The sequence below is a fragment of the Sphingomonas sp. Root710 genome (assembly GCF_001429065.1).
Taxonomy (GTDB): Bacteria; Pseudomonadota; Alphaproteobacteria; order Sphingomonadales; family Sphingomonadaceae; genus Rhizorhabdus.
Genome location: NZ_LMIB01000001.1, coordinates 1,406,071 through 1,428,929, shown reverse-complemented (window position 1 = coordinate 1,428,929; position 22,859 = coordinate 1,406,071). Strand labels below are relative to the sequence as shown.

Genomic DNA, 22,859 nt, shown 5'->3' with positions numbered 1-22,859 from the left:
TTCTGCCCATGTTGCGAGGCACAGGGGATTGGGCTGACGAGCGAATGAAGCCGTGGCGCCGTATGACCGCTCGTCTTCTGGTCGCGCCGATGGCCTGGCTGGCTGTCGGCGGAGCATCCCCCTTGTGGACGCCGCAAGACGTCAACGATCGCCTGTTGGCGGCGCATAATGCCGAGCGTATCCGGCTGGGCATTCCGCCGCTCAAGTGGAGCGACAAGCTCGCGAGGCAATCGCGCGAATGGGCGCAGCAACTCACCCTGATCGATGGGTTGGAGCACAGCGATACCGCCGACTACACCGACCCGACCGATGGCGAAGAGGGGGAGAATCTCTGGCGCGGCACCAAGGGCTATTACACGCCCGAGCAGATGGTGAACCTGTGGGTCGACGAGCGGAAGATTTTCGTCAACGGCCCCTTTCCGCGCAACAGCACCACCGGGCAATGGCGCGATGTCGGCCACTATACGCAGCTCGTCTGGCGATCGACGACCGAAGTGGGGTGCGCCATCGCGGCCAGCGCGGAAGACGAGGTGCTGGTCTGCCGCTATCTGGAGGGTGGCAATGTGATCGGCGAAAAGCCCTACTGATCCGGTTTTTCAGGTGCGGCCGGCGAATCAGCCGCGGCGCGCGCCTGGGCCTTGCGGCGATGCAGATTCGCGCGCAGGGCCTCGGCCAGGCGGGCGGCACGATCATTGCTGCCTGCGGGGCCGGATTTTCCGTTTGGCTGGGCGTCCGCCTTCTTCATGAGGCGAGCGATAGCCATATCGCAATACAATCGGCAAGCCGCCTTGACGGCGGGCGCGGCATTGTCCATAGGCCCCGACACCGCCGGGACGAACATCCCGGTTGCCCGCAAATTGCAGGCAATGCTGCCGTAGCTCAGTGGTAGAGCGCATCCTTGGTAAGGCTGAGGTCGTGAGTTCAATCCTCACCGGCAGCACCACCCCCAATTGAGGTGAGTGGATCTTAGAGATGGACGCGTGCGTCTTCTCGAAAATACCGCGCTTGGAGGATTTTTCTGCCTCAGTAGGGAAGCCGGGGACAGAGCCCGCTCACCTTGCTGAGTTGCTCTCGAAGCGGCCAGCAGCCGAGACAGGGGGCTACCTCAGCGCCGTAGCGTGCTCAGCCGCAATAGTTTCAGAGTCGGTTTGATGACGTTGGGCCGAAACATTTCAAACGCCGCCTAATGTTACCCGGACGGTGAGCCATAGCGTCATCGACACGACCGAGGTCGACATCGCATTGCAGCCTCACTGGATCGCGTTGTGGTCTAGCATCATATGGCGGCGCTCCCGCCTCTCGAGCGCGGGACGAGTGCCAATGTTAATGATGCGAAATCCTCAAAATAGCCTAACGCAAATCGTTCGCCTTTGGCCGTTGATCTCAAGATACCAGATGTCGCGTACGATGATCTGGTCGATACGGGCGTTTTTGATTGTTGTTCTGATTGCGGTATCTTCCTCTGTTCTTCACGCCGGAGTTGCGGTGAGCGACGGGCGACTGGCTTACCGCCAACAGTGCGCCAGTTGTCATGGCGCGGACCTCCAAGGTGGCTTTGGACCGGCGCTCAAAGGCGCGGCCTTCGCTGCCAAGTGGAAAGATCCTGCGGCGCTACGTTCGTTCATCGTCGCCAATATGCCACCCGGCAATCCCGATGCGCTTTCCGGGGCCGCCGCGGGTGCGGTCACCTCGTTGCTCCTGGGTGAAGCGGGAGAAAACTTAACACGGCCGACCGGTGCGGCTCCCAGCAAGGATTCGCAGCCTACGCCGGCATCCGCCAGTGCGAATGAGGGGGGCGGCATCCTGCACTCGTCGTCGAATTACGACGGGCCTTACCTCGCTGCCTTGGCCGCCCGCCAAAAGCGGCTGGCCGCGATGACTCCGGTCACTGACGCGATGCTTGCGGATCCGCCCATCGGCGACTGGCTGCATTGGCGGCGCACCTACGACGGACACGGCTTCAGTCCGCTCAAATCCATTGGCCGTCAGAACGTCGGCAAGCTTCAACTGGCCTGGAGCCTTGCGCTGCGCACGGGCACTAATGGAATAAATCCGCTCGCCCATGACGGTGTTCTGTTCGTCAACAGCAGCGGGACGGTATCTGCGTTCGACGCCCGAACCGGCGATGTGCTGTGGCAGTTCAGCCGCGAAGCCGTCGCGTCGATCATGGGGCCGCCGATCACGCAGCCGCGCGGCATGGCGCTCCATGGTGACAAGCTGTTCGTCCCCACTCTGGACAATCACCTGATCGCGCTCGACGTGCGGACAGGGAAGCCGGTCTGGGACCACCTCATCGATCCCAGCGCAGGCTCGTTGCGGGTCACCGGCGCGCCGCTGGTGGTACGCGGCAAGGTCGTTGTCGGCATGTCGGGCTGCGCCGGCAATGGCGAGCCGAAAGGGTGTTTCATCGCCGCGTTCGATGCGCAGACCGGCGAGGAGGCATGGCGTTTCTATACCATCGCCCGCCCCGGCGAACCGGGGGGCGACACATGGAATGGAGCGCCGATGGAGCGCCGTTTCGGCGCGTCTCTCTGGACGGGAGGGACTTATGATCCCGTCACCAACCTGCTGTTCTTCGGGACGGGACAGACCTATCAGATCACGCCGCTGATGGAGGAGCGGGGCAACGGCGGATCGCGTGACGCGCTATATACCGACACTACGCTCGCGCTCGATCCCGATACAGGCCGGCTCGTCTGGCATTATCAGCATATGGCCCGCGATGTGTGGGATATGGACTGGGCCTTCGAACGTCAGATCGTCGATATCCGGACTGCCACGGGGCCGCAGCACGCCCTCATCACCATCGGCAAATTGGGAATTCTCGATGCCTTGGAAGCGCAAAGCGGCCGGTATCTCTTCTCGATAGACATGGGCTACCAGAACCTAGTCAAGTCCATCGACCCGGACACGGGCAGAAAGATCACCGATCCCGCGCTGGAGCCGCGCACCGATCGGCCGATCACGGTCTGCCCCTTTGCAACGGGCGTCCGGAACTGGCCGGCGACCTCCTATGACGCCGTCAGCCGCCGCCTCTACGTGCCTTTCGCAAACTCCTGCATGGATCTGATCTGGCAGAAGGGTGCCGATTTCGACATTTCCTATGGGGTAAAGCCGCCGGAAGGGGGTGACCGTAACTTCGGCGGCCTCGCGGCGATCGATCTTACAGGGCGCAAGACCATGTGGTCGGCGCGTCAGCGGGCGCCTGCTTCGGCCTCGGCCCTGGCGACCGCGGGTGGCGTGATCTTCCATGGCGGGCGCGATCGCATGTTCCGGGCGACGGACGCGGTCAGCGGCAAGCTGCTCTGGAGCACGGTGCTGGACGGCGTGCCGAGCTCGACGCCGATCAGCTTCCTTGCTGATGGTGTCCAATATGTCGCGGTGACGACGGGCGGCGGCAATCCCGACGAGGCAACGATGCGAACGTTGACCCCGGAGATCGAACCCGCGGGCCCGGGCGTCCGGCTCTGGCTCTTCCGCCTGCCTTCCCCGCGCTGACGCAGCCGGCGCTTTGCGCGTCGCGTGAACTGCCGAACGGTTTCCGGGCTGCCGAGCCCCCTCAGGAGTGAATATGTCTGCCATCGTCAATCGCCGGGACATCGATTTTATACTATATGAATTGCTCGGCCTGGACAGCATGCTGGAGACGCCACGCTACGCCGGCTACGATCGGGCGTCGATCGAAGCCGTGTTGGATATGGCGCAGCAGATCGCCGAGGAGAAGTTTCTCCCTCACGCCGCCACGGTCGATGCTAGTGAGCCACAAATCGTCGAGGGCCGGGTGGAAATGATCGCTGAAGTCGGCGAGGCGCTGCGCGCCTATGCCGACGCCGGCCTGTTCGGGGCGGGCTTCGATGAGGCGATCGGTGGCATGCAGTTGCCGGCCGTCGTTCAGATGATGGCCAACGGCATGTTCTCCTCGGCCAATATCGGCGTGACCAACTATGCGCTGCTGACCCAAGCCGCGGCCAACATGCTGAATGTCTTCGGCTCGGACGAGCAGCGGCGCCGTTACCTGCCTGCCATGCTGGAGGGGCGATGGTTCGGTACGATGTGCTTGTCCGAGCCGCAGGCCGGTTCGTCGCTTGCCGACATCCGGACCCGCGCCGAACCGCTGGCGGATGGCAACTACCGGATTACCGGCAGCAAGATGTGGATATCCGGCGGCGACCACCAGCTCAGCGAGAACATCGTCCACATGGTGCTCGCCAAGATCGCGGGCGGGCCTGCCGGTGTGAAGGGTATTTCGCTGTTCATCGTACCCCGCCAGCGCATCGCGGCGGACGGCACAGCCGGCGCACCGAACGACGTCGCCCTTGCCGGTCTCAATCATAAAATGGGGCATCGCGGGACGACCAATTGCCTGCTCAATTTCGGCGAGAATGGCGATTGTCTCGGTGAACTCGTGGGGGAGCCGCACCAAGGGCTGAAATATATGTTTCACATGATGAACGAAGCCCGGATCGGTGTCGGACATGGCGCGGTCATGTCGGCGCTCGCCGCCTATCTCTATTCGACAGATTATGCCCGTAATCGTCTCCAGGGCCGCCATCCGCGTGACAAGGATCCCCTCTCGCCCCAGATGCCGATCATCGAACATGCCGATGTGCGCCGCATGCTATTGGCGCAGAAGGCGGCCGTCGAAGGCGGTCTGGCCCTGGTCGCCTATGGTGCCTGGCTGGTAGATCGGCAGAAGGTCGTAACTTGTTCCGAGGAGCGTCAAGCGACGGCGCGTCTGCTGGATCTGCTCACGCCTGTCATAAAGTCCTGGCCCTCCGAACATTGCCTGGAAGCGAACAAGCTCGCGATCCAGGTTCTCGGCGGCTATGGCTATACCCGCGATTATCCGGTCGAACGGCTCTATCGCGACAATCGGCTGAACCACATCCACGAAGGCACTTTCGCGATCCAGGGGATCGACCTGCTGGGCCGCAAGGTCCGCCTCGAGGACGGTGTGGCGCTCAAAGAGTTGATCGACCGCGTAACGGCCACGATCGATCGTGTGATGCCGCTGCCCGATCTCGCCGAACATGCCACGCGGTTGGGCGAAGCGCTGGCCAAGCTTCGCGCTGCGACGCAGGTATCGCGGGAATGCGACGATCTCAATCTTGGGCTCGCCAATGCGACCCTTTATCTCGATGCGTTCGGCACGATCGTTGTCGCGTGGCTATGGCTATGGCAGGCCGAACTTGCCCTCCAAGCTCTCGCCACAGCTGATCGGCCAGCCGGGGAACGCGACTTCTATCAGGGCAAGTTAGCCGCGTGCCGATATTTTTTCCGATATGTGTTGCCGCATGCGTCGGTCCAGCTCGATCCGGTGCTGCAGCTCGAGAATGTCTGTCTAAGCACGAGCCCGGATCAGTTGGTCGGGCACTAGGGCGTATCGACATTCAGCTCATACCGGCCTGCAAATGGCAGTTTCCCGTGCTTCCGGTGCTCACGTACATTTGAGTACGCTGCGCTCCGGGTCACAGAAAACTACCATTTTCGGCTCGATCTGAACTGAATGTCGATCCGCCCTAGTTTCGGAGTCTGGGCGAAACAAAGAAGGAAAAGTCGGAGATGACCGTGAATGCGGCCAGCGGCCTCAACATCGGCACCCTGTTCGGCGTGGCGGGCAAAACCGTCATCGTCACCGGGGGAGGCCGCGGCATCGGGAAAATGATCGCCGAAGGTTTCGTGCGCAATGGCGCCCGCGTCTATATCTCGTCGCGTAGCGCAAGCGATTGCGAAACGACGGCGCAGGAACTCGGTGCGTTCGGTACATGTATCGCCCTGCCTTGCGACCTGTCGACGCTGGCCGGAACCCAGCAGCTTGCCGACCATTACGGCGCGCACGAAACGGCATTGGACATATTGATCAACAATGCTGGCGCGACGTGGGGAAGTCCGCTCGACGATTTTCCCGAAAGCGGCTGGGACAAGACGATGAACCTCAATCTGAAGGGCGTCTTCTTTTTGACCCAGCATCTCCTGGGCCCGTTGCGGGCTGCGGCGGCCGCGTCCGGAGATGCGCGCATCATAAATATCGCTTCGGTCGATGCGCTGCGGCCTTCCCCCATGGACAATTTCGCCTATGGCGCTTCCAAGGCGGGCTGCCTGATGCTCACGCGCCAACTCGCGAAGCGGCTTGCCGCGGAAAACATCCTGGTCAACGCGATCGCGCCCGGCCCGTTCAAGACGAAGATGATGGCGGCGTTCCTGGCCGACGAAGACGCCGAATTGATCCGTGCCAATCCGCTCCGCCGATCCGGTAGCCCCGGCGATATCGCGGGCACGGCTATTTTTCTGGGATCGGCGGCGTCGGCATATATGACCGGTGCGGTCTTGCCCTGCGACGGCGGGATGGCTGAAATCGCCTGATTATATTGCGAGGGAAATCGCCACCCCATTGATGTCGTGCCCGGTCCTCGTCCCGGCCAGCGTCATGCCTCTAACATCGTCACATCCTGAATGCACAGATGCAGCAGGCCGGAAGGAGAGAGCATGCGGCACCATTTTCGCAACTGGAGCGTCACGCTCGGTCTCGCAACGGCGATGGTCGGTGCCTCGGCTACCCGGATCGATTCCGCAGGCAGGGAGATGCCGGCTGCGCTTTTGGCGGATGGAGGCAACTGGCCGTCCGGCGGCCGCGATTATTCGGAGCAGCATTACAGCCCGTTAAAGCAGATTGATCGGTCGACAATCGGCCGTCTCGGTCTCGCCTGGTCTCTCGACCTCGATGGTGAACATTCGCTGGAAGCAACGCCGCTAGCGATCGACGGCACCTTGTATTTCAGCGGCCAGAGCTCGACCATATATGCCGTCGATGCCGCCACCGGGCGTCAGCTGTGGAAATATGACCCGGAGGTCGGGAAGGCCGATCCAGCGCGGTTGCGCTATATCTTTCCCGTCAACCGCGGCGTTGCCTATGCGGAGGGCCGGGTCTTCGTCGGCACGCTCGACGGACGCCTCGTTGCCGTCGATGCCCATAGCGGTAAGCCGCTATGGTCGACCTTGACGATCGAGCCGACGTCGAAGCGGACGATAACCGGGGCGCCGCGCGTCTTTGGCAACAAGGTTCTGATCGGCAATGGCGGCGGAGATTATGGGGAGCGCGGCTATGTGACCGCCTATGACATCCATAGCGGCAAACAGCTCTGGCGCTTCTACACCGCGCCCGGCCGACCCGAGGACAATGCGGGTGATCCAGCCATGGAAATGGCGGCAAAAACCTGGTCAGGCCAATATTGGCTGACCGGGACGGGCGGCACCGTCTGGAATGCATTCACCTACGATCCCGAACTCGATCGCGTTTATGTCGGCACCGGCAATTCCGGACCCTATAATCCGGCGAAGCGCAGTCCGGGCAACGGCGATAATCTCTTCCTAGTGTCGATCGTCGCGCTCGATGCGCAGACCGGACGCTACATCTGGCACTATCAGCTCAACCCTCGTGAGGCCTGGGACTATAAAGCCACCGCTGATATCCAGATCGCCGATCTCGACATCGACGGTCGCCGCCGCAAGGTACTTATGCAGGCGCCCACCAACGGCTTTTTCTACGTCATCGACCGCGAAACCGGAAAGCTGATCTCAGCGGAGAAGTTCGGCAAGGTGACCTGGGCGGACCGGATCGACCTGAAGACGGGACGCCCGGTGGAGCGGCCCAATATTCGTTATGAGCATGGCCCGGTGACGATCTGGCCGGGCCCGTGGGGTGCGCATAATTGGCAGGCGATGGCGTTCAGCCCGCAGACCGGTCTCGCTTATATTCCGGCCATGCAGATCGGTGGCCGCTATGCTGCCGATCCGAACTCCTCGCTGGGCGGGACTTTGCTGTCCCCGGCGTTCGATGGCCCCCGGGACGGGAAGGGCGAATTGCTCGCTTGGGATCCGGTGCGGCAGCGACCGCGCTGGACCGTCCCGATCGACTCGATGTGGAACGGCGGCGTATTGGCGACGGCTGGCGGGTTGGTTTTTCAGGGGCACGAAGACGGCTCCCTGAACGGTTATGATGCCGCGACAGGCAAGTCGCTGTGGCGGTTCGACGCCGGGCTCGGGATCATTGCGGCGCCGATCAGCTATCTGGTCAATGGCCGCCAATATGTCTCGATTCTGGTGGGCCATGGCGGCTCGTCGTCGATGGGGTCGGATTTCATCAAGGGCGGCTGGAAATATGGCGCGCAGCCACGCCGGCTGCTGACCTTCGCGATCGACGGACAGGCGCGCCTTCCCGCGACTGCGCCGAGGGACATGTCGCTCCAGCCGCTCGACAATCCGCGGCTCGTCATTGCCGATCAGTCGGCCGAAAGGGGGCGCGGGCTCTATCTGTCGAAAAATTGCGTGATCTGCCACGGGATCGATGTCGTCTCGACGGGCTCGCCTGGGCCTGATTTGCGGGAGTCGCCGATCGCGCTCGATCGGTCCAGCCTGGCCAGTCTGCTGCGCGGCGGGTTCCTCGCCTCCAAGGGGATGCCCAAATATGCGGAACTGAGCGATCAGGAGATCGACGATCTTTTCATGTTCATCCGAAAACGCGCACGTGAATCCCACACCGCTGCCGGGGTGCTTAAGAATTCTCGCAGTGGTTCTTGATCGTTTCCTTGAAGAAAACAGTATTCGCACGAAAAGGCGTCATTAATATTTTAGTTTAAATTGGTTTGATCTGTATTTTGCCAAAATATAATTTTGGCTGTTTAAAATATACGAAAGATGGGGAGTATTGATATGTATAAGCCGGTTATAAAAGTATCGCGCGCGCTCGTCTTGTCTGCGTCGATGCTTGCAGCTTCGAGTGCTCTGGCGCAGGCAGCCTCTGCTGAGGGAGAGGCGGCGGACGGCGGCCTGGCGGAGATCGTGGTCACCGCCAACAAACGCGCCGAACCTCTCAATCGCGTCGGCTTGACCGTTACGGCGGTGAGTGCAAATGATCTGCAGAAGCAGGGTGTGGCCGGGATCAGCGACCTTACTCGCGTGATACCTTCGCTCAGCTTCGCCACGACCAACGCGAATACGCCGGTATATTCGCTACGCGGCGTCGGCTATTATGATGACTCGCTGGGCGCGACGCCTGCGGTTGCCGTCTATGTGGACGAGGTGGCCTATCCGGTTTCGGTCCTGACCAGCCAGGTCGTTCTCGACCTTGAACGCGTCGAGGTTCTCAAGGGGCCGCAGGGGACGCTGTTCGGGCAGAGTTCCACCGGCGGTGCGATCAACTTCATCGCCGCTAAGCCGACTGCGAAGCAGTCCTACGGGCTGGATCTCAGCTATGGTCGCTTCAACACGATCGAAGGCAGCGGTTTCGTAAGCGGCCCTCTGTCTGACACGCTGGGCTATCGTATCGCGGTGCGTGCCGTCCATGGCGACGATTGGCAGCGCAGTTATACCCGCGATGATAGTCTCGGCAAAAGCCGGGTATTGGCGGGCCGCGCCAGCCTTGCCTGGGAACCCTCGGCGAGCGCTCGGTTCCTGCTGACCGCAAGCGGCCACATCAACAAGTCTGACCCGCAGGCGCCCCAGTTCATCTTCCTCCTGAACCAGGTACCTGGCAACTATCCGCTGCTCGACAATATTCCCACCGCTCCCCGCAGCAACCGCGCCGCCGATTGGAGCCCGGAGCGCCGGCCACGCGGCGACGACAAGCAATATGCAGTATCGCTGCGCGGCGATGTCGATGTCCTGCCGACCGTCAAATTGACGTCGATCACGAACTTTGCGCATTTTACCCGCGATCAACAGACTGACGCCGACGGCATCGTGCCGTTGAACTTCTCATCGAACACCATCGGCAAAGTCAAAAGCTTCTCCCAGGAAGTTCGTGCGTCGAGCACAAACCTCGACAATCTCCGCTGGGTTGTCGGAGCGAATTACGAGCGGACATCCGTGCGCGAGAGAAGCCTGCTCGATACGCGTGACGCCTCATTCATCCTGACCACGGGCCTGTGGGAAACGAACGGGTATGGAACCAATCAGAAGTCCAGGTCCTACGCGGCATTCGGCAATGTCGAGTTCGACGTCACCGATCAGCTGACCGTGAAGGGCGGCATTCGATATTCGAACGTTCGGCGCAACGCCAACAGTTGTACGCAGGATACGGATGCACGGCATACTCTCTCCGCATTCTTCACCGACTTGTCCAACACGCTGCGCGCCGGTCAGGGGCTGGGGGCGATCACGCCGCTGCCGCCGTTCGCCTGCGTGTCGCTGGACAACGTCACCCAGGACGCCCAGGGCCGCATTCTCTACACGCCCGGCCGCTTCAGCGGGGTGCTCAAGGAGCATAATTTCCCATGGCGGGTTGGCGTGGATTTCAAGGCGACGCCGGATCTGCTGCTCTATTTCAACGTGTCGAAAGGCTATAAGAGCGGTGCATTCACCACCGTCTCGGCAGCCACCTTCTCGCAGCTGGCGCCCATCACTCAGGAATCGCTGCTGGATTATGAGGGCGGCTTCAAATTGCAGATGTTTAATAGGCGGCTCAACCTGACGGGCGCTGCCTTCTACTATAAGTATAATGACAAGCAGCTGCGCTCCAAAGTGATCGATCCAGTCTTCAACCTGCTGGATTCATTGCGGAATGTGCCCAAATCGTCGATCCGCGGCGCGGAACTCAACGTCACTGCGGCGCCGGTTCGCGGCCTGACCTTCGGCACGTCGGTTACCTATCTCGATAGCCGGATCGACGAGTTCACCGGCTTCAACGGCTTTTCGCAGCTCGTCGATTTCGAAGGCACCCGGATACCGTTCGCGCCAAAATATTCGGTGACCTCGAATATCGATTATCGCTGGCCGGTCACCGACGCCTTCGAGGTCAATGTCGGCGGCAACTTCACCTATAACTCGGCGACGAATTCGACGGTAGGCAATGACGCATTTTCCCGGATTGGTGCTTACCGGACGGTCGACGTTCGAATGGGGTTGCATAACGTCGATCGGAATTGGTCGGTGACCCTCTGGGGCAAGAACATCTTCAACGAATATTATTGGACGAATGCAAACGCGGTTTCGGATACCCGCGTACGCTACGCTGCGCGTCCCGCTACTTACGGGATCTCGTTCAGCATTCGAAATTGAGGCCAGGACCCTCACTCCGGCGGATGCCGGGGTGAGGGGGTTTACCACCTCCGGCCTGCAGGAAAGTGTCATCGCTGCTCCGATGCCGGCGGTCTAGATTTGCCAAGAGAGAGGATTCCCAATGACGAGCATGTCCTCCGGCCGCCAGGCCGCGACCGCGATCGGCGAAGTGAAGCAGCATCTTTCGGGGCTTGCCGAGAAGGCCGGCTCGTTTCCCGATATGGTTTCGGCCACCCGCTATGTGATGGGAAACTATAGCGAAACGGGCGCGAACCGTGTTTTCGACTGTCGCGTTCAGCCGGTCGCATTCGAAGGCTTTTCGGGAGAATGGGTGATCCCCGCCGATGCGGACGAAGGCCTTCGCGGCGTCTATATCCACGGCGGCGGCTGGATTGCGGGTTCACCGGACACGCACCGGCATCTCGTCCATATGCTTGCGGCTGCGACGCGGCGGCCGATCTTGTTGATCGATTATCGTCTAGCACCCGAACATCGCTTTCCGCAGGGGCTCAACGACTGCGTCGAGGCGTTCGAATTTGTGCTGAAACACGGGCCTTCGGGCGCGGCGGATGCGCGCAGCGTGGCGCTGTTCGGCGACTCGGCGGGAGGCAACCTCGTCGCTGCCGTGGCCGCCGACATGATAATGCGGGGCGGCACGGTTCCCAGCGCGCTTGTCATGATGTCGCCCGCGCTCGACTTTCGTCCCTATCCCGAGCCGAGCGAGGGCATCGACGACGGGATCTGTTCCGAAGCCGGGTTTACCGCGCTCGCCGACCTCTACCTGCAGGGCGATGCGACGATACACGATCCGCGCGTTTCTCCCTCCGCGGCGTCCGATGACATTCTCGCCCGCTTTCCGCCCAGCCTGTTGCAGACGACTTCGGTCGAATATCTGCGCGATCAGAGCGTCAAGTTCGCCGGGCGGCTGTGGGCCAACGGTGTGTCAGCTCATCTGAGTGTCCAGCCGGACCTCCCGCACGCCTTCCACCTTTTTCCCCAGGAATTGGCAAACACCCGTTTCGCCATCGCGGAGATCGCGCATTTCCTGGAGGTATCGGACCAGAATTGAAATGATCAGCCCGGCATCGGAAACATAGGAGCGGAACCATGAAGATGAAACTTGGTGTTGTGAACGTTGTTTCGGCATCGATCCTCGATAAATGGGGTTATCTCGCGTTGCAGGAGAAAAATCTGCGGCGCGTGATGGGAAATGACGTCGAGATTGTGTACGAAAGCGGGAATAACTGTATCGAAGAGACCAGCATAGAATTGCTGTTCAATCCCTTCTTCACGTTCCTGGATGGCAAAGTCCTGCTTGAGAAGCTCTACAAGCTCCAGGAATCCGGCTGCGATGGCGTCATAATTTCCTGCTCGCTGGACCCGGTGCTGGCGGAAGCACGCTCATTGCTGAAGATTCCGGTCGTGGGCGCGGTCGAGGCTTGCGTATATTCGGCTTGCATGGCCGGGCCGAAATTCGGCTTCCTCGTCCATCGCGACCGCCGCTGCAAGGAGATGACCGAGGACGCCGTATGGCGCTATGGCCTTCAGGGGCGGATGTCGCCGTCCGTCTATGGCTCCGAGCGTTATGACGAGCTGGTCCTCGATGCGTTCAAGAATCCTGAGCTGGTGCGCGAAGAGATCGTCAACGGATGCAAGGAAGTGCTGGAGCAAGGCGCGCATTCCGTGATCCTGGGAAGCACGTCGCTCGCAAACCTTGCGACCGCATGCGGCATCTCGAGCATTCCCGGCTATGATGCGCCGGTGTTCGACCCGATCTGCGTGGGCGCGAAGATGATCGAGTACCGCGTAGGTCTCCAGCGTTCGCTCGGCATCCCCCCTACGAGCCACGCAGGAACGTATCGGCCATTCCCCGAGGCGCACCGGAAAGAGGCGATGTCGGTCTTCGAGTTCGCCAACTGAACATGCGGACATAGCGTCGTCCCAAACGGCGCAGGAAGGTAGGATGGCTCGTCAGGCCCGCCGCGTCGTAGGGCGCGGCGGGCCTGGGTCGTGTCTGGGAGCTTGGCAGGTAGACGCTACGCGGAAGGGGCGTCGATCGGATGCGAGCGGCGGCACCGGTGAACAGGTGTTTTCAGGCAAGCTTTTGATGCATCAACGGATGGCTATCGGACTGCAAACTCAGCAACGTTTCCAGGAATTCCTGGCGGGCTACGATCCGGTCATCGGGAAACCCGCCCGTCGAAAGCGCACGGATCTCGCGGCCGAGAAGCTGGGCGAGGGCAATCAACGCATTGCCTGGCCGCGCGAGCGCTCCGATCTTCCCCAGCAGTTCGCGGACGTCGTCGATCCGCCTCGTGATCATGTCCGCTACCTCCGGCCTCAGTTCCGGCTTGCGGGCGGCGTCCACCCAGATTGCGAACGCGGCGAGCGCCAGGCGCGCACCCTCCGTCGTCTCCGCCTCGAAAATATCGGCCATGATATCAGCTATGGCGGCTGGTTCATGGGCGACTGAGCCTATCCGCTCCCTGACATGCTGATAATGTGCGGCGGCCTGTCCCATCAACCGTCGCTGGGCTGCTGTCTGCAAGGCGGACAAGGTGCCGAAATGATAGGTTGTCGTCGGAACGGTCAGGCCGACGCGGGCGGCGATCGCGCTGTACGACAGCGGCGCATCCCCCTCCATGAGCAGCTCAAGTGCGGCTTCGACGATGCGATCACGCGTTTCACGAGACTTGTTCGTGACGCGCGTAAGATCGCCCGGGAGGCGCGCGACTTCGCCTTGCACCATATCGCCAGCGCGCGGTGACAGCCTTTCGTTTCGCTCCATCAGCGCCTCCATCTCATCGGCGGAGAGGCCCAGTGGCACGGTTATGAAGAGCAGGCCCATGACGACGTCGACTGCGGGCCCGATCTTCAAGCTGCCCGGCGGATGACCCAGCTCGGCGGCCAGTTCCGTCCAGGCCGTATCCATGGCTTCCAGCCAGCCCCGCGCGATTGCATGACCTTTCGGATGGCGGGCGCAATCGAGCATGATCTCGAACCAGGCGAGCGTGTCACGGCCATGGCGGCCGGCAGCATTTTTGAGCAGCTTGACGACGAGCGCGGGTAGAGTCTCGATGCCCAGCCTGCCCTCGCGATGCCGTTCGGCGGCGCGGATGAAAGCGTTGATATAGGCATCCAGAAGCCGCGCGGTCGCGTCGTTGATCATCTCGAACTTGCCGGCGTAATAATAGGTCGTTGCAGCCAAGGATACGCCAGCCAAGTCCGCGACACGGCGATGGGTCAGGGCGGCTTGTCCTTCGCTCGCGAGCAGGCCGATGACGGCTTGCGCAATGCGAGCAAGCGCATCCTCGGATCGCGTCTGCCGAGCGACCCGGACGGGACTGTACGAGCTACCGCCCTCCTTCTCATAGGACATGAGGCAAATTCCCAACTGAGCGGTTGAGCGAGTGATCGATCACAGACTCAGCGTCAAGGCCAAGCGCCGATAGCCTATAGGGTTTGCGGCCGTGCGGCCATGCCTGTCGCGCGGAAGAGGGAAGGGGTGCCACAGCATAATCATGTATTCCTTCATGTCTCGCCGCTCGTGTCGCGACCATCCAGAATGGCTCTCGCCGCCCTTGGTCATTGACGCCGCCGATTTTCTTAAATATGTACAACTTCAACGCACGTTGCCAACAACGGCAGCTCATTTGACGGTTTGTGGGAGGATGGACGTGACGGTATCGCTCAGCAGATCCTTTGCAGATGAACATGGCCCGATCGGCTTTCCTCGCGGCTTTCCTCTCGATCGCGAGCGGGATTTCGATGACCGTCGCATCCCCAGCCTGTCCCCAGGCCTGAGGCGGGACGCTTGCAGCGATCATCCGGTCGATGCGGACGGCATACCTCCAGCCAATATCCTGTCCCGCTATTATGCCGAAAATTTCTTCGGCGTACGGCTCGCCCATTCGTTGATGGAGCGGAGCGGGCTCGGCACCGAAGGAAATTTTCCAAACTATCTGACGACGATCGATTTTTGGAATCTCTGTCTGGATAACATCAAGCTGAACAACGACGAGGGGCAGGGATGCACACCCCAGCCGCTACCATTGTCGACCTGGGGAATGATCTTCTCGGCCGTCAATCAGATGGACACGATAGGCAGCGGATTGAAGCGGTTTGCTGATCTTGTCCCGTTGATTCCTTCTAATGTGTTGGTGAAGATCGGCCGCAGCCCCGAACGAGTGATGATACATTACTCTCGAGCCGGTGAAGCTTCCGAGCGTGGTGATCGATATCTGGAGATCATTGCTCTGGTTTTTCACTGCATATTGCTTTGGGGAAGCGCCGCGCCGATTGAGATAGACCAGCTTTCCTTGTCTTCGTTGTTGGACGATAGGGACGGTAGCCCGCTGGCCGGTCTGACCGACGATATCGATCGCCATGGGACCGGCTTGACGGTGTCTTACAGCAAGGCTGTGCTTGATCTTCCTCTGGGCGTGCGAAAATATCAGTCGCCACCGCATCATGAAACCACCACCTTCCTCGAACTCGCAGCCCGGATCCGGCAGCAAGGGGGGCGCCGTCAGTCGGCGACGGTCGAGAAATTGCGGCCACTTCTGTTACGCGGCCCCTTGTCACAACAGCAGGCGGCCGACCGGATGGGGATCAGCGTCGCCACGCTGCAGCGACGCCTTGCACGCTCCGGCACTAGTTTTCGCCTGATTTCGCAGGAGATGCGTTGCGAGAAGCTGCTTTCCCTGCTGCGCACGACCGCAAATCTCGATGACATCGCTTTCGACCTGGGCTTCTCGGACCGCCGAAGCCTCTGGCGAGCCTGTCAGCAATGGCTTGGTATGTCGCCAACCGAATATCGGAACGCTCATATGAGTTGATGAAGATGGCTTCCGGTGTTTTGAAATATGAGCGCGGGCGCGGCCGAGACCGTCGCCCGCGCCCGTGGAGATCGCGCAGCGGCTAGCCGATCTGCCGGCCCTGCTGCATCAATGCCTTCCGAGTTCGGCGCGACCGACGACCATATGGTGAACCTCGTCTGGACCGTCGGCGATCCGCAGGTGGCGAACGGTCGCATACATTTCCGTGAGCGGTGACCATTGGGACAGGCCGGCACCGCCATGGATCTGGATCGCCTGATCGATGATCTGGGCGGCGCGCTCCGGCACCATGGCCTTCACCATGCTGACCCAGATGCGCGCATCGCGACTGCCCATGACGTCCATCGCCTTTGCAGCTTTCAGGACCATCAGCATCATCGCCTCGATCTCGATCCGCGCACGGGCGATCACCTCCAGATTCTTGCCGAGCTTCGCGAGCGGACGGCCGAAAGCCTCACGCGAATTGCCCCGCTTGACCATGAGGTCCAGCGCCCGCTCGGTCTGACCGATGATGCGCATGCAATGATGGATGCGGCCGGGCCCGAGGCGAAGCTGCGAGATTTCGAGGCCGCGCCCTTCGCCGAGGAGGACGTTGCTTTTCGGGACGCGCACATTCTCGAAGCGGATGTGCATGTGGCCGTGGGGGGCGTCATCATGGCCGAACACCAGCATCGGCCCGACGATGGTCACTCCGGGAGTATCGATAGGTACCAAAATCTGCGAGTGCCGCCGATTGGCCTCTGGTCCGTCATTGCTGCGGACCATGCAGATCATGACCTTGCACCGGGGATCGCCCGCGCCGGAAATGTAGAATTTCTCGCCATTGATCACCCATTCGTCGCCGTCCAGTACCGCTGTGGTCGCAATGTTCTTGGCATCGGATGAGGCGACCGCCGGCTCGGTCATCGCATAGGCCGACCGGATTTCGCCGTTCAGCAGCGGCACCAGCCAGCGCTCTTTCTGTTCCGACGTGCCGACGCGTTCCAGCACCTCCATGTTGCCGGTATCGGGCGCCGAGCAGTTCAGCGTTTCGGATGCGAGCGGCGACTTGCCGAGTTCGGCGGCGATATAGGCGTAATCGAGGTTGCTCAGGCCCTCACCCGTCGAGGAATTGGGCAGGAAGAAATTCCAAAGCCCGGCCGCCTTCGCCTTCTGCTTGGCACCTTCCAGCAGTTCCAGCTGTCCGGGTGCATAGCTCCAGCGGTTCGCGCGACCCTCGCCCAGCCGAATGAATTCGGGGTAGATGGGGTCGACATTCTCTTCGATGTGCCGCTTCACCGCGTCGAATAAGGGGCGGACGCCCTCCGACATGCGCAGGTCGTTGAGCTCGGCTTCGTCGTTAGTCGCCATCGAATGTTCCTTTTTCTTATACAATCTGGTCAGAGGACCTCGAACAGCCCGGCCGCGCCCATGCCGCCGCCGACGCACATGGTGACGACCACGTACCGCGCTCCGCGCCGGCGCCCCTCGATCAGCGCATGGCCGACCATGCGGGCGCCCGACATGCCGTAGGGGTGACCGATGGAGATTGCGCCGCCGTTCACGTTCAGCCGCTCATCCGGGATGCCCAGGCGATCCTGGCAATAGAGCACCTGTACGGCGAATGCCTCGTTGAGCTCCCAGAGGCCGATATCGTCCGCCTTGAGCCCGAACCGGTCGAGCAGCTTCGGCACCGCGAACACCGGGCCGATGCCCATCTCGTCCGGCTTGGTGCCGGCGACCGCCATGCCGACATAGCGGCCGAGGGGGGCGAGCCCGCGCTGCGCCGCGACCGCCGCTTCCATCACTACGCAGGCCGAGGCGCCGTCCGATAGCTGGCTCGCATTGCCGGCGGTGATGACGCCGCCTTCCACGACTGTCCGTAACCCGGCGAGACCCTGCGCGCTGGTGTCGGCGCGCGGCCCTTCGTCGCGGGTGAGCGTCACCTCGCGCTCGGAGGTCGCGCCGGTGGCCTTGTCGGTCACCGACTGGATCGCGGTGACCGGCACGATTTCGTCATCGAAGGCGCCGCGCGTGATCGCGTCCGCAGTGCGCTGCTGCGAGCGGAGACCATAGGCGTCCTGCCGCTCACGCCCGATGCCGTAGCGCTCGGCGACGATTTCCGCCGTCTGGAGCATCGGCATGTACATGTCCGGCACCATTTCGATCAGTTCGGGATCGGGATCGATCCGGAGCGCGTCCGTCTGGACGGTGGAGATCGATTCGACGCCGCCAGCCAGGACCACGTCCATGCGGTCGACGATCACCTGCTTGGCGGCGGTGGCGATCGCCATCAATCCCGATGCGCATTGGCGGTCGATCGACATGCCGGAAACGGTGATCGGCAGACCGGCACGCAGGGGCGCGTGGCGGCCGATCATCGCCTGGCCGCCTTGCTGCAGGGCCGCTCCGAACACGGTATCCTCGATCTCCTGCGGATCGATACCGGCGCGCTCGACGGCCGCGCGGATCGCGTGGGCGGCAAGCGTTGGTGCCGGAGTGACGTTGAAGGCACCCCGGAACGCCTTTCCGATCGGCGTGCGGGCGGTGGAAACGATAACGGCGTCGCGCATGGGAAAGCTCCGGTGAATCGAAGAGGGAGGTGAGAGCTGTGCTCAGGCGTTGAAGCGCTCGCCAGCAGCGGCCTTTTTCTCCAACAGGGATGAGATGCGGAGGCCGTCGATCTTGTCCGCATGGCGGCGCAGACCCGCGACGACGGTGTCGAGGCCAACCGTGTCCGCCCAGAACATCGGTCCGCCGGTATAGGCCGGCCAGCCGTAACCATTCAGCCAGACGATATCGATGTCCGACGCGCGCTGGGCCATGCCTTCTTCGAGGATCAGGGAGCCCTCGTTGACGAGCGGGTACAGCAATCGTTCCAGAATCTCGTCCCTGCCGATGCTGCGCTGGGGAATGTTGTGGGCGGTGGCGAAGTCGCGGATCACTTTGCCGACGACGTCGGAAGGCGTGCGTTTCCGGCTTGCGTCATAGTCGTAATAGCCCGCACCGCTCTTCTGACCGAGCCGGCCCATCTCGCACAATATCTCGCGGACCGTGCTGCTTGCCGTTTTTTCGGGGTCCCAGCCGATGTCCATCCCGGCAAGGTCCGTCATCTGGAACGGCCCCATCGGAAAACCGAAGTCGAGGAGGACCTGGTCGACCTCGGCCGGGCTCGCCCCCTCCAGTACCAGCGCATCGGCCTGATCCTGCCGCGGCACGAGCATGCGATTGCCGATGAAGCCGTGGCATACGCCGGAGACGACCGCGACCTTCCCGATCTTCTTTGCAAGCGCCATGGCGGTGACGAGGACCTGGTCGGCCGTCTTTTCGCCGCGGACGACCTCCAGCAGCTTCATGACATTGGCGGGTGAGAAGAAGTGCAGGCCGATGACGTTTTCGGGGCGGCTGGTGATGGCCGCGATCTCATCGACGTTCAGGAACGAGGTGTTGGTCGCCAGGATCGCGTCCTTTTTGATCGTGGCGTCGAGGCGGCGGAAGACATCCTTCTTGATCGCCATCAGCTCGAATACGGCCTCGATGACCAGATCGCAGTTGGCGAGGTCTTCGAGATTCAGCGTCGGCGTGAGTAGGCGCATGGCCCGCTCGACATCGTCGGGCGTCATCCGCCCCTTGGCGGCAGTCGCCTCGTAATTCCGGCGGATGGTGGCCACGCCGCGATCGAGCGCCGCCTGCTCGCGCTCCAGGATCGTGACCGGAACGCCCGCCGACAGGAAATTCATGGCGATGCCGCCGCCCATCGTGCCTGCGCCAAGGATACCGACCGAGCCGATCGCGGCCGGTGTCGTGCCCGCGGCTACGCCGTCCACTTTGGCGGCTGCCCGCTCGGCAAAGAAGACGTGACGGAGGGCGCGGGACTGATCACCGGCAAGAAGCCGGTGGAACAGTTCGCCTTCACGCGCCATGCCGTCAGCAAAGGATAGTTCCGACGCGGCAGTGAGTGCTTCGAAAGCGGCTTCGGGGGCCTCGAATCCCGCGAGTTTGCGCGCGTTCTTCGTCCGATATTCGGTGATCGCCTGCGCATCGTTCTGGCCCAGCCGGTCGCGGCGCTCGCTGGACACCGGTCGAGGCTTTCCGATTATCTCCTGGGCGAGGGCCAGAGCATCCGCGGCCAGCGTGGTCTCGCCGGCCAGGCGGTCGACCAGGCCGATCGCCTGTGCCTTGGCGGCGCCTACAGGGCTGCCGGTCACCACGATCGGTGTGGCCGCTTCGACACCTACGACGCGCGGCAGCCGCTGCGTGCCGCCCGCGCCCGGGATAATGCCGAGCTTCACTTCCGGCAGGCCGAGGCGCGCCGAGGGGACGGCGATCCGATAGTGGCAGGCGAGCGCGACCTCGAGCCCGCCGCCGAGTGCGGTGCCATGGATCGCGGCCACGACCGGCTTCGCACAGGCCTCGATCCGGTCGCATACGGTCGGCAGGCTCGGTTCGGCGAGGGGTTTGCCGAATTCCGTGATGTCGGCACCAGCGAAGAAGGTGCGTCCGGCGGCGATGATGATCACCGCCTTGACGGCATCGTCCCCCTCGGCCTCGGCAATCGCATCGATCAAACCTTGGCGAACGGCGGCGCCCAGCGCATTGACCGGGGGGGAATCGGCGGTGACGATAAGGACATCACCCTCGCGACGGGTGGTGATCACGGACATAAAGGCTCCTTGGATGGCGGCTGCCGCATCATGCGGCGGCAAGCGCGACGAAACGGGCAAGGTGATGGTCGGCATCGCCATGCTCCTGCCCGATCTGGATCAGGCGTTTCGCATGGAGCGACGACGGGAATTCCCAGGTCATGGCGATGCCGCCATGGATCTGGATCGATTCTTCCGCGACGCGGGTCCCGGTGGTGCCGATCGTGTATTTTGCGGCCGAAACCACCCGCGCCGCGTCACGCCGACCGGCATCGATGGCGGCGGCTGCGTTGATGGCGGCGGAGCGCGCCTGCTCGATGTCGATCGCCAGATCCGCCATGCGGTGCTGCAAGACCTGGAAACTTCCGATTGCCCGGCCGAATTGCGTGCGGATGCGCATATAGTCGAGGGTCGCGTCACGCAGATGATCCATGATACCGACCGCTTCCCAGCAGAGCGCCACGGTGCCGATCATCAGCGTGCGGGCGATGGCGCTTGCGCCGTCTTTCGGGCCGACCAGCCGTGCAGGTGTATTGTCCAGCACAAGCTCGCCGCCGCGTCCACCGTCGATCATCGGATAGCCGCGGATCGACACGCCCTCGCTTGCCGGATCGACGAGAAAGCTCGCGAGGCCGGTGGGGCCGATGGATGTGACGACAATATGGTCGGCCTGCTCGATGCCGCGAACGGGGCCTTTGTGTCCGGTGAGGCGCCAGCCCGCACCATCGGGCACCGCGGTGGTCAGCACAGTATCCGGATCGTGGCGTAGCGCGGCCTCCTGATGTGCGAAGGCGAATAGCTCCGTGCCAGTGACCAGTGCCTCGGGCACATCATCTCCCATCGCCGTGCCGGCCATCAGCGTCCCAAGGAACGGTTCGATCGCAACCGCGCGTCCGATCTGCTCGAACACCACGGCGACATCGAAGGCGCTGCCGCCAAAGCCGCCGCGCGTGGGATCGAAGAAGGCGCCGATCACGCCAAGCTCGGCCAGCGCCGACCAGTGCGTGCGATCTCCGGCGTCGCGATCGTAGCGCTTACCGAGATAGCCGCCGAGGCTGTCCGCAAGAAGACGTTGTTCTTCGGAAAGGTCGAAGTTCATCGCCGGGGCAACTCCAGTGCTGCGCTCGCTATAATCTCGCGCTGGACCTCGTTGGACCCCGCATAGATCGTGAGCTTACGGTGATTGAGATAATCGGGCATTGCCGCAGCCGCGTAATCGGGACCGACCGGCTCGCCGTTGAAGCCTTCCTCCAGGGCATCGAGACGGAAGGGCGCCGCATAGGGACCCGCCGCCTCGCGGACGAGGGCGGTAATCTGCTGGCGGACCTCCGTGCCCCGGATCTTCAGCATGGCACTGTCGGCCATCGAGGCTGCGCTGCTATCGGAACGTATGAGCATGCGCAGGTTCGTCGTGGTAAGGTTGGCGAGTTCGATCTCGACGCGCGCAAGGCGGGCGGCAAACAGCGGGTCCTGCGACAGCGGCTTACCCGCCTTGGTCTCCGTGGCGACGATCGCTTTCAGTCGCGCGAGAGCGGCGGTCGATTCCCCGATCAGGGCGGTGCCGGTCCGCTCATGGGCGAGCAGATATTTGGCATAGGTCCAGCCGGCATTCTCCTCACCAACCAGATTGTCGGCCGGCACGCGGACATCGGTGAAGAAGACCTCGTTCACCTCATGCTCGCCGTCGAGCAGGATGATCGGGCGTAGCTCCACGCCGGGCGTGTCCATGTCGATGGCGAGAAACGAAATGCCTTCCTGCTTCTTGGCGGCGGGATCGGTGCGGACGAGACAGAAGATCTTGTTGGCGAAGTGGCCGAAGGTGGTCCAGGTCTTCTGTCCATTGACGATATAGTCATCGCCATCGCGAACCGCCGTCGTTCGCAGCCCGGCAAGGTCGGAGCCTGCGCCGGGCTCCGAGAATCCCTGACACCACCAGTCCGATCCGTCGAGGATACGGGGCAGCCAGCGCTCCTTCTGCGCCTGGGTGCCATAGCGGAGTACGACGGCTGCGAACATCGAGACGCCGAAGGCCACGACACGCGGTGCGTGGGCGGCGGCCGCTTCCACCTCGAAGATGTAGCGCTGGATAACGCTCCAGCCGGTGCCGCCCCATTCGGCCGGCCAGCTGACGGCCAGCCAGCCGCGGCGATTCAGGATCGAATGCCATTCTTCATAGTCGGCTTTGGTCAGCCGCTTCAGATCGCGCACCTTGTCCGACAGGCGCTTCGGCAATTCCGCCTTGAGAAAGGCGCGGACCTCGTCGCGGAATTGCAGTTCGGAAGGTGAGAGTTCTAGATTCATCGGAATGTCCACTGGTCTGCTGTTGCAGTCGCGGAGGGCGGCC

The 22,859-nt window shown here is 62.3% G+C and carries 16 protein-coding genes and 1 tRNA gene; 10 read left to right on the top strand and 7 right to left on the bottom strand.

Going from position 1 to position 22,859, the window contains the following annotated elements:
* Positions 1 to 62 precede the first annotated feature (62 nt).
* Positions 63 to 587, top strand: coding sequence for a CAP domain-containing protein (locus tag ASE00_RS06725; RefSeq protein ID WP_082594494.1), 525 nt, complete (start codon positions 63 to 65; stop codon positions 585 to 587).
* On the opposite strand, the gene ASE00_RS23840 is transcribed toward ASE00_RS06725, so the two are convergent.
* Complete coding sequence (locus ASE00_RS23840; RefSeq protein ID WP_200957881.1) at positions 581 to 745, bottom strand: hypothetical protein; 165 nt, start codon at positions 743 to 745, stop codon at positions 581 to 583. The genes ASE00_RS06725 and ASE00_RS23840 overlap by 7 nt on opposite strands.
* Before the next feature lie 123 nt (positions 746 to 868).
* Here ASE00_RS23840 and ASE00_RS06720 point away from each other — a divergent pair.
* The 8 genes from ASE00_RS06720 to ASE00_RS06685 all read left to right on the top strand — a co-directional run bounded on the left by ASE00_RS06720 (position 869) and on the right by ASE00_RS06685 (position 12,975).
* Positions 869 to 943, top strand: a tRNA-Thr gene (locus ASE00_RS06720).
* Between the two features lie 377 nt (positions 944 to 1,320).
* The gene (locus tag ASE00_RS06715; RefSeq protein ID WP_156405294.1) at positions 1,321 to 3,498 is read left to right on the top strand and encodes a PQQ-binding-like beta-propeller repeat protein; all 2,178 of its coding nucleotides are present in this window, start codon (positions 1,321 to 1,323) and stop codon (positions 3,496 to 3,498) included.
* 73 nt (positions 3,499 to 3,571) lie between these two features.
* On the top strand, positions 3,572 to 5,377 hold the full coding sequence (locus tag ASE00_RS06710; protein ID WP_056378389.1) for an acyl-CoA dehydrogenase: 1,806 nt from the start codon (positions 3,572 to 3,574) through the stop codon (positions 5,375 to 5,377).
* A 185-nt stretch (positions 5,378 to 5,562) separates the two neighbouring features.
* Positions 5,563 to 6,363 (top strand): SDR family oxidoreductase, encoded by an 801-nt coding sequence (locus tag ASE00_RS06705; protein ID WP_056378386.1) that lies wholly within the window; start codon positions 5,563 to 5,565, stop codon positions 6,361 to 6,363.
* A 123-nt stretch (positions 6,364 to 6,486) separates the two neighbouring features.
* Positions 6,487 to 8,577 (top strand): PQQ-dependent dehydrogenase, methanol/ethanol family, encoded by a 2,091-nt coding sequence (locus ASE00_RS06700; RefSeq protein ID WP_056378384.1) that lies wholly within the window; start codon positions 6,487 to 6,489, stop codon positions 8,575 to 8,577.
* A 132-nt stretch (positions 8,578 to 8,709) separates the two neighbouring features.
* On the top strand, positions 8,710 to 11,055 hold the full coding sequence (locus tag ASE00_RS06695; protein WP_056378382.1) for a TonB-dependent receptor: 2,346 nt from the start codon (positions 8,710 to 8,712) through the stop codon (positions 11,053 to 11,055).
* 121 nt (positions 11,056 to 11,176) lie between these two features.
* A complete protein-coding gene (locus tag ASE00_RS06690; RefSeq protein WP_056378381.1) occupies positions 11,177 to 12,124 on the top strand; it encodes an alpha/beta hydrolase in 948 nt (315 codons plus the stop codon).
* A 38-nt stretch (positions 12,125 to 12,162) separates the two neighbouring features.
* The gene (locus ASE00_RS06685) at positions 12,163 to 12,975 is read left to right on the top strand and encodes an aspartate/glutamate racemase family protein (protein ID WP_056378378.1); all 813 of its coding nucleotides are present in this window, start codon (positions 12,163 to 12,165) and stop codon (positions 12,973 to 12,975) included.
* Positions 12,976 to 13,147: 172 nt separating this feature from the next.
* On the opposite strand, the gene ASE00_RS06680 is transcribed toward ASE00_RS06685, so the two are convergent.
* Positions 13,148 to 14,434: a TetR/AcrR family transcriptional regulator gene (locus ASE00_RS06680; protein ID WP_056378376.1), complete on the bottom strand. Its 1,287-nt coding sequence runs from the start codon at positions 14,432 to 14,434 to the stop codon at positions 13,148 to 13,150.
* A 142-nt stretch (positions 14,435 to 14,576) separates the two neighbouring features.
* Here ASE00_RS06680 and ASE00_RS06675 point away from each other — a divergent pair, with 142 nt between their 5' ends.
* A complete protein-coding gene (locus ASE00_RS06675) occupies positions 14,577 to 15,893 on the top strand; it encodes an AraC family transcriptional regulator (protein ID WP_082594490.1) in 1,317 nt (438 codons plus the stop codon).
* A gap of 108 nt (positions 15,894 to 16,001) precedes the next feature.
* Here the strand turns inward: ASE00_RS06675 and ASE00_RS06670 are convergent, their stop codons facing one another.
* The 5 genes from ASE00_RS06670 to ASE00_RS06650 are packed head-to-tail and all read right to left on the bottom strand — an operon-like array spanning position 16,002 to position 22,816.
* Entirely contained in the window at positions 16,002 to 17,243 is a 1,242-nt protein-coding gene (locus ASE00_RS06670; protein ID WP_056378373.1) for an acyl-CoA dehydrogenase family protein, read from the bottom strand.
* Between the two features lie 29 nt (positions 17,244 to 17,272).
* Positions 17,273 to 18,445, bottom strand: coding sequence for an acetyl-CoA C-acyltransferase (locus tag ASE00_RS06665; protein WP_056378371.1), 1,173 nt, complete (start codon positions 18,443 to 18,445; stop codon positions 17,273 to 17,275).
* 42 nt (positions 18,446 to 18,487) lie between these two features.
* On the bottom strand, positions 18,488 to 20,536 hold the full coding sequence (locus tag ASE00_RS06660) for a 3-hydroxyacyl-CoA dehydrogenase NAD-binding domain-containing protein (RefSeq protein WP_056379401.1): 2,049 nt from the start codon (positions 20,534 to 20,536) through the stop codon (positions 18,488 to 18,490).
* Positions 20,537 to 20,564: 28 nt separating this feature from the next.
* On the bottom strand, positions 20,565 to 21,614 hold the full coding sequence (locus ASE00_RS06655) for an acyl-CoA dehydrogenase family protein (protein WP_056378369.1): 1,050 nt from the start codon (positions 21,612 to 21,614) through the stop codon (positions 20,565 to 20,567).
* Complete coding sequence (locus ASE00_RS06650) at positions 21,611 to 22,816, bottom strand: acyl-CoA dehydrogenase family protein (protein ID WP_056378368.1); 1,206 nt, start codon at positions 22,814 to 22,816, stop codon at positions 21,611 to 21,613. Before ASE00_RS06650 ends, ASE00_RS06655 begins: the two co-directional genes overlap by 4 nt.
* Positions 22,817 to 22,859 lie beyond the last annotated feature (43 nt).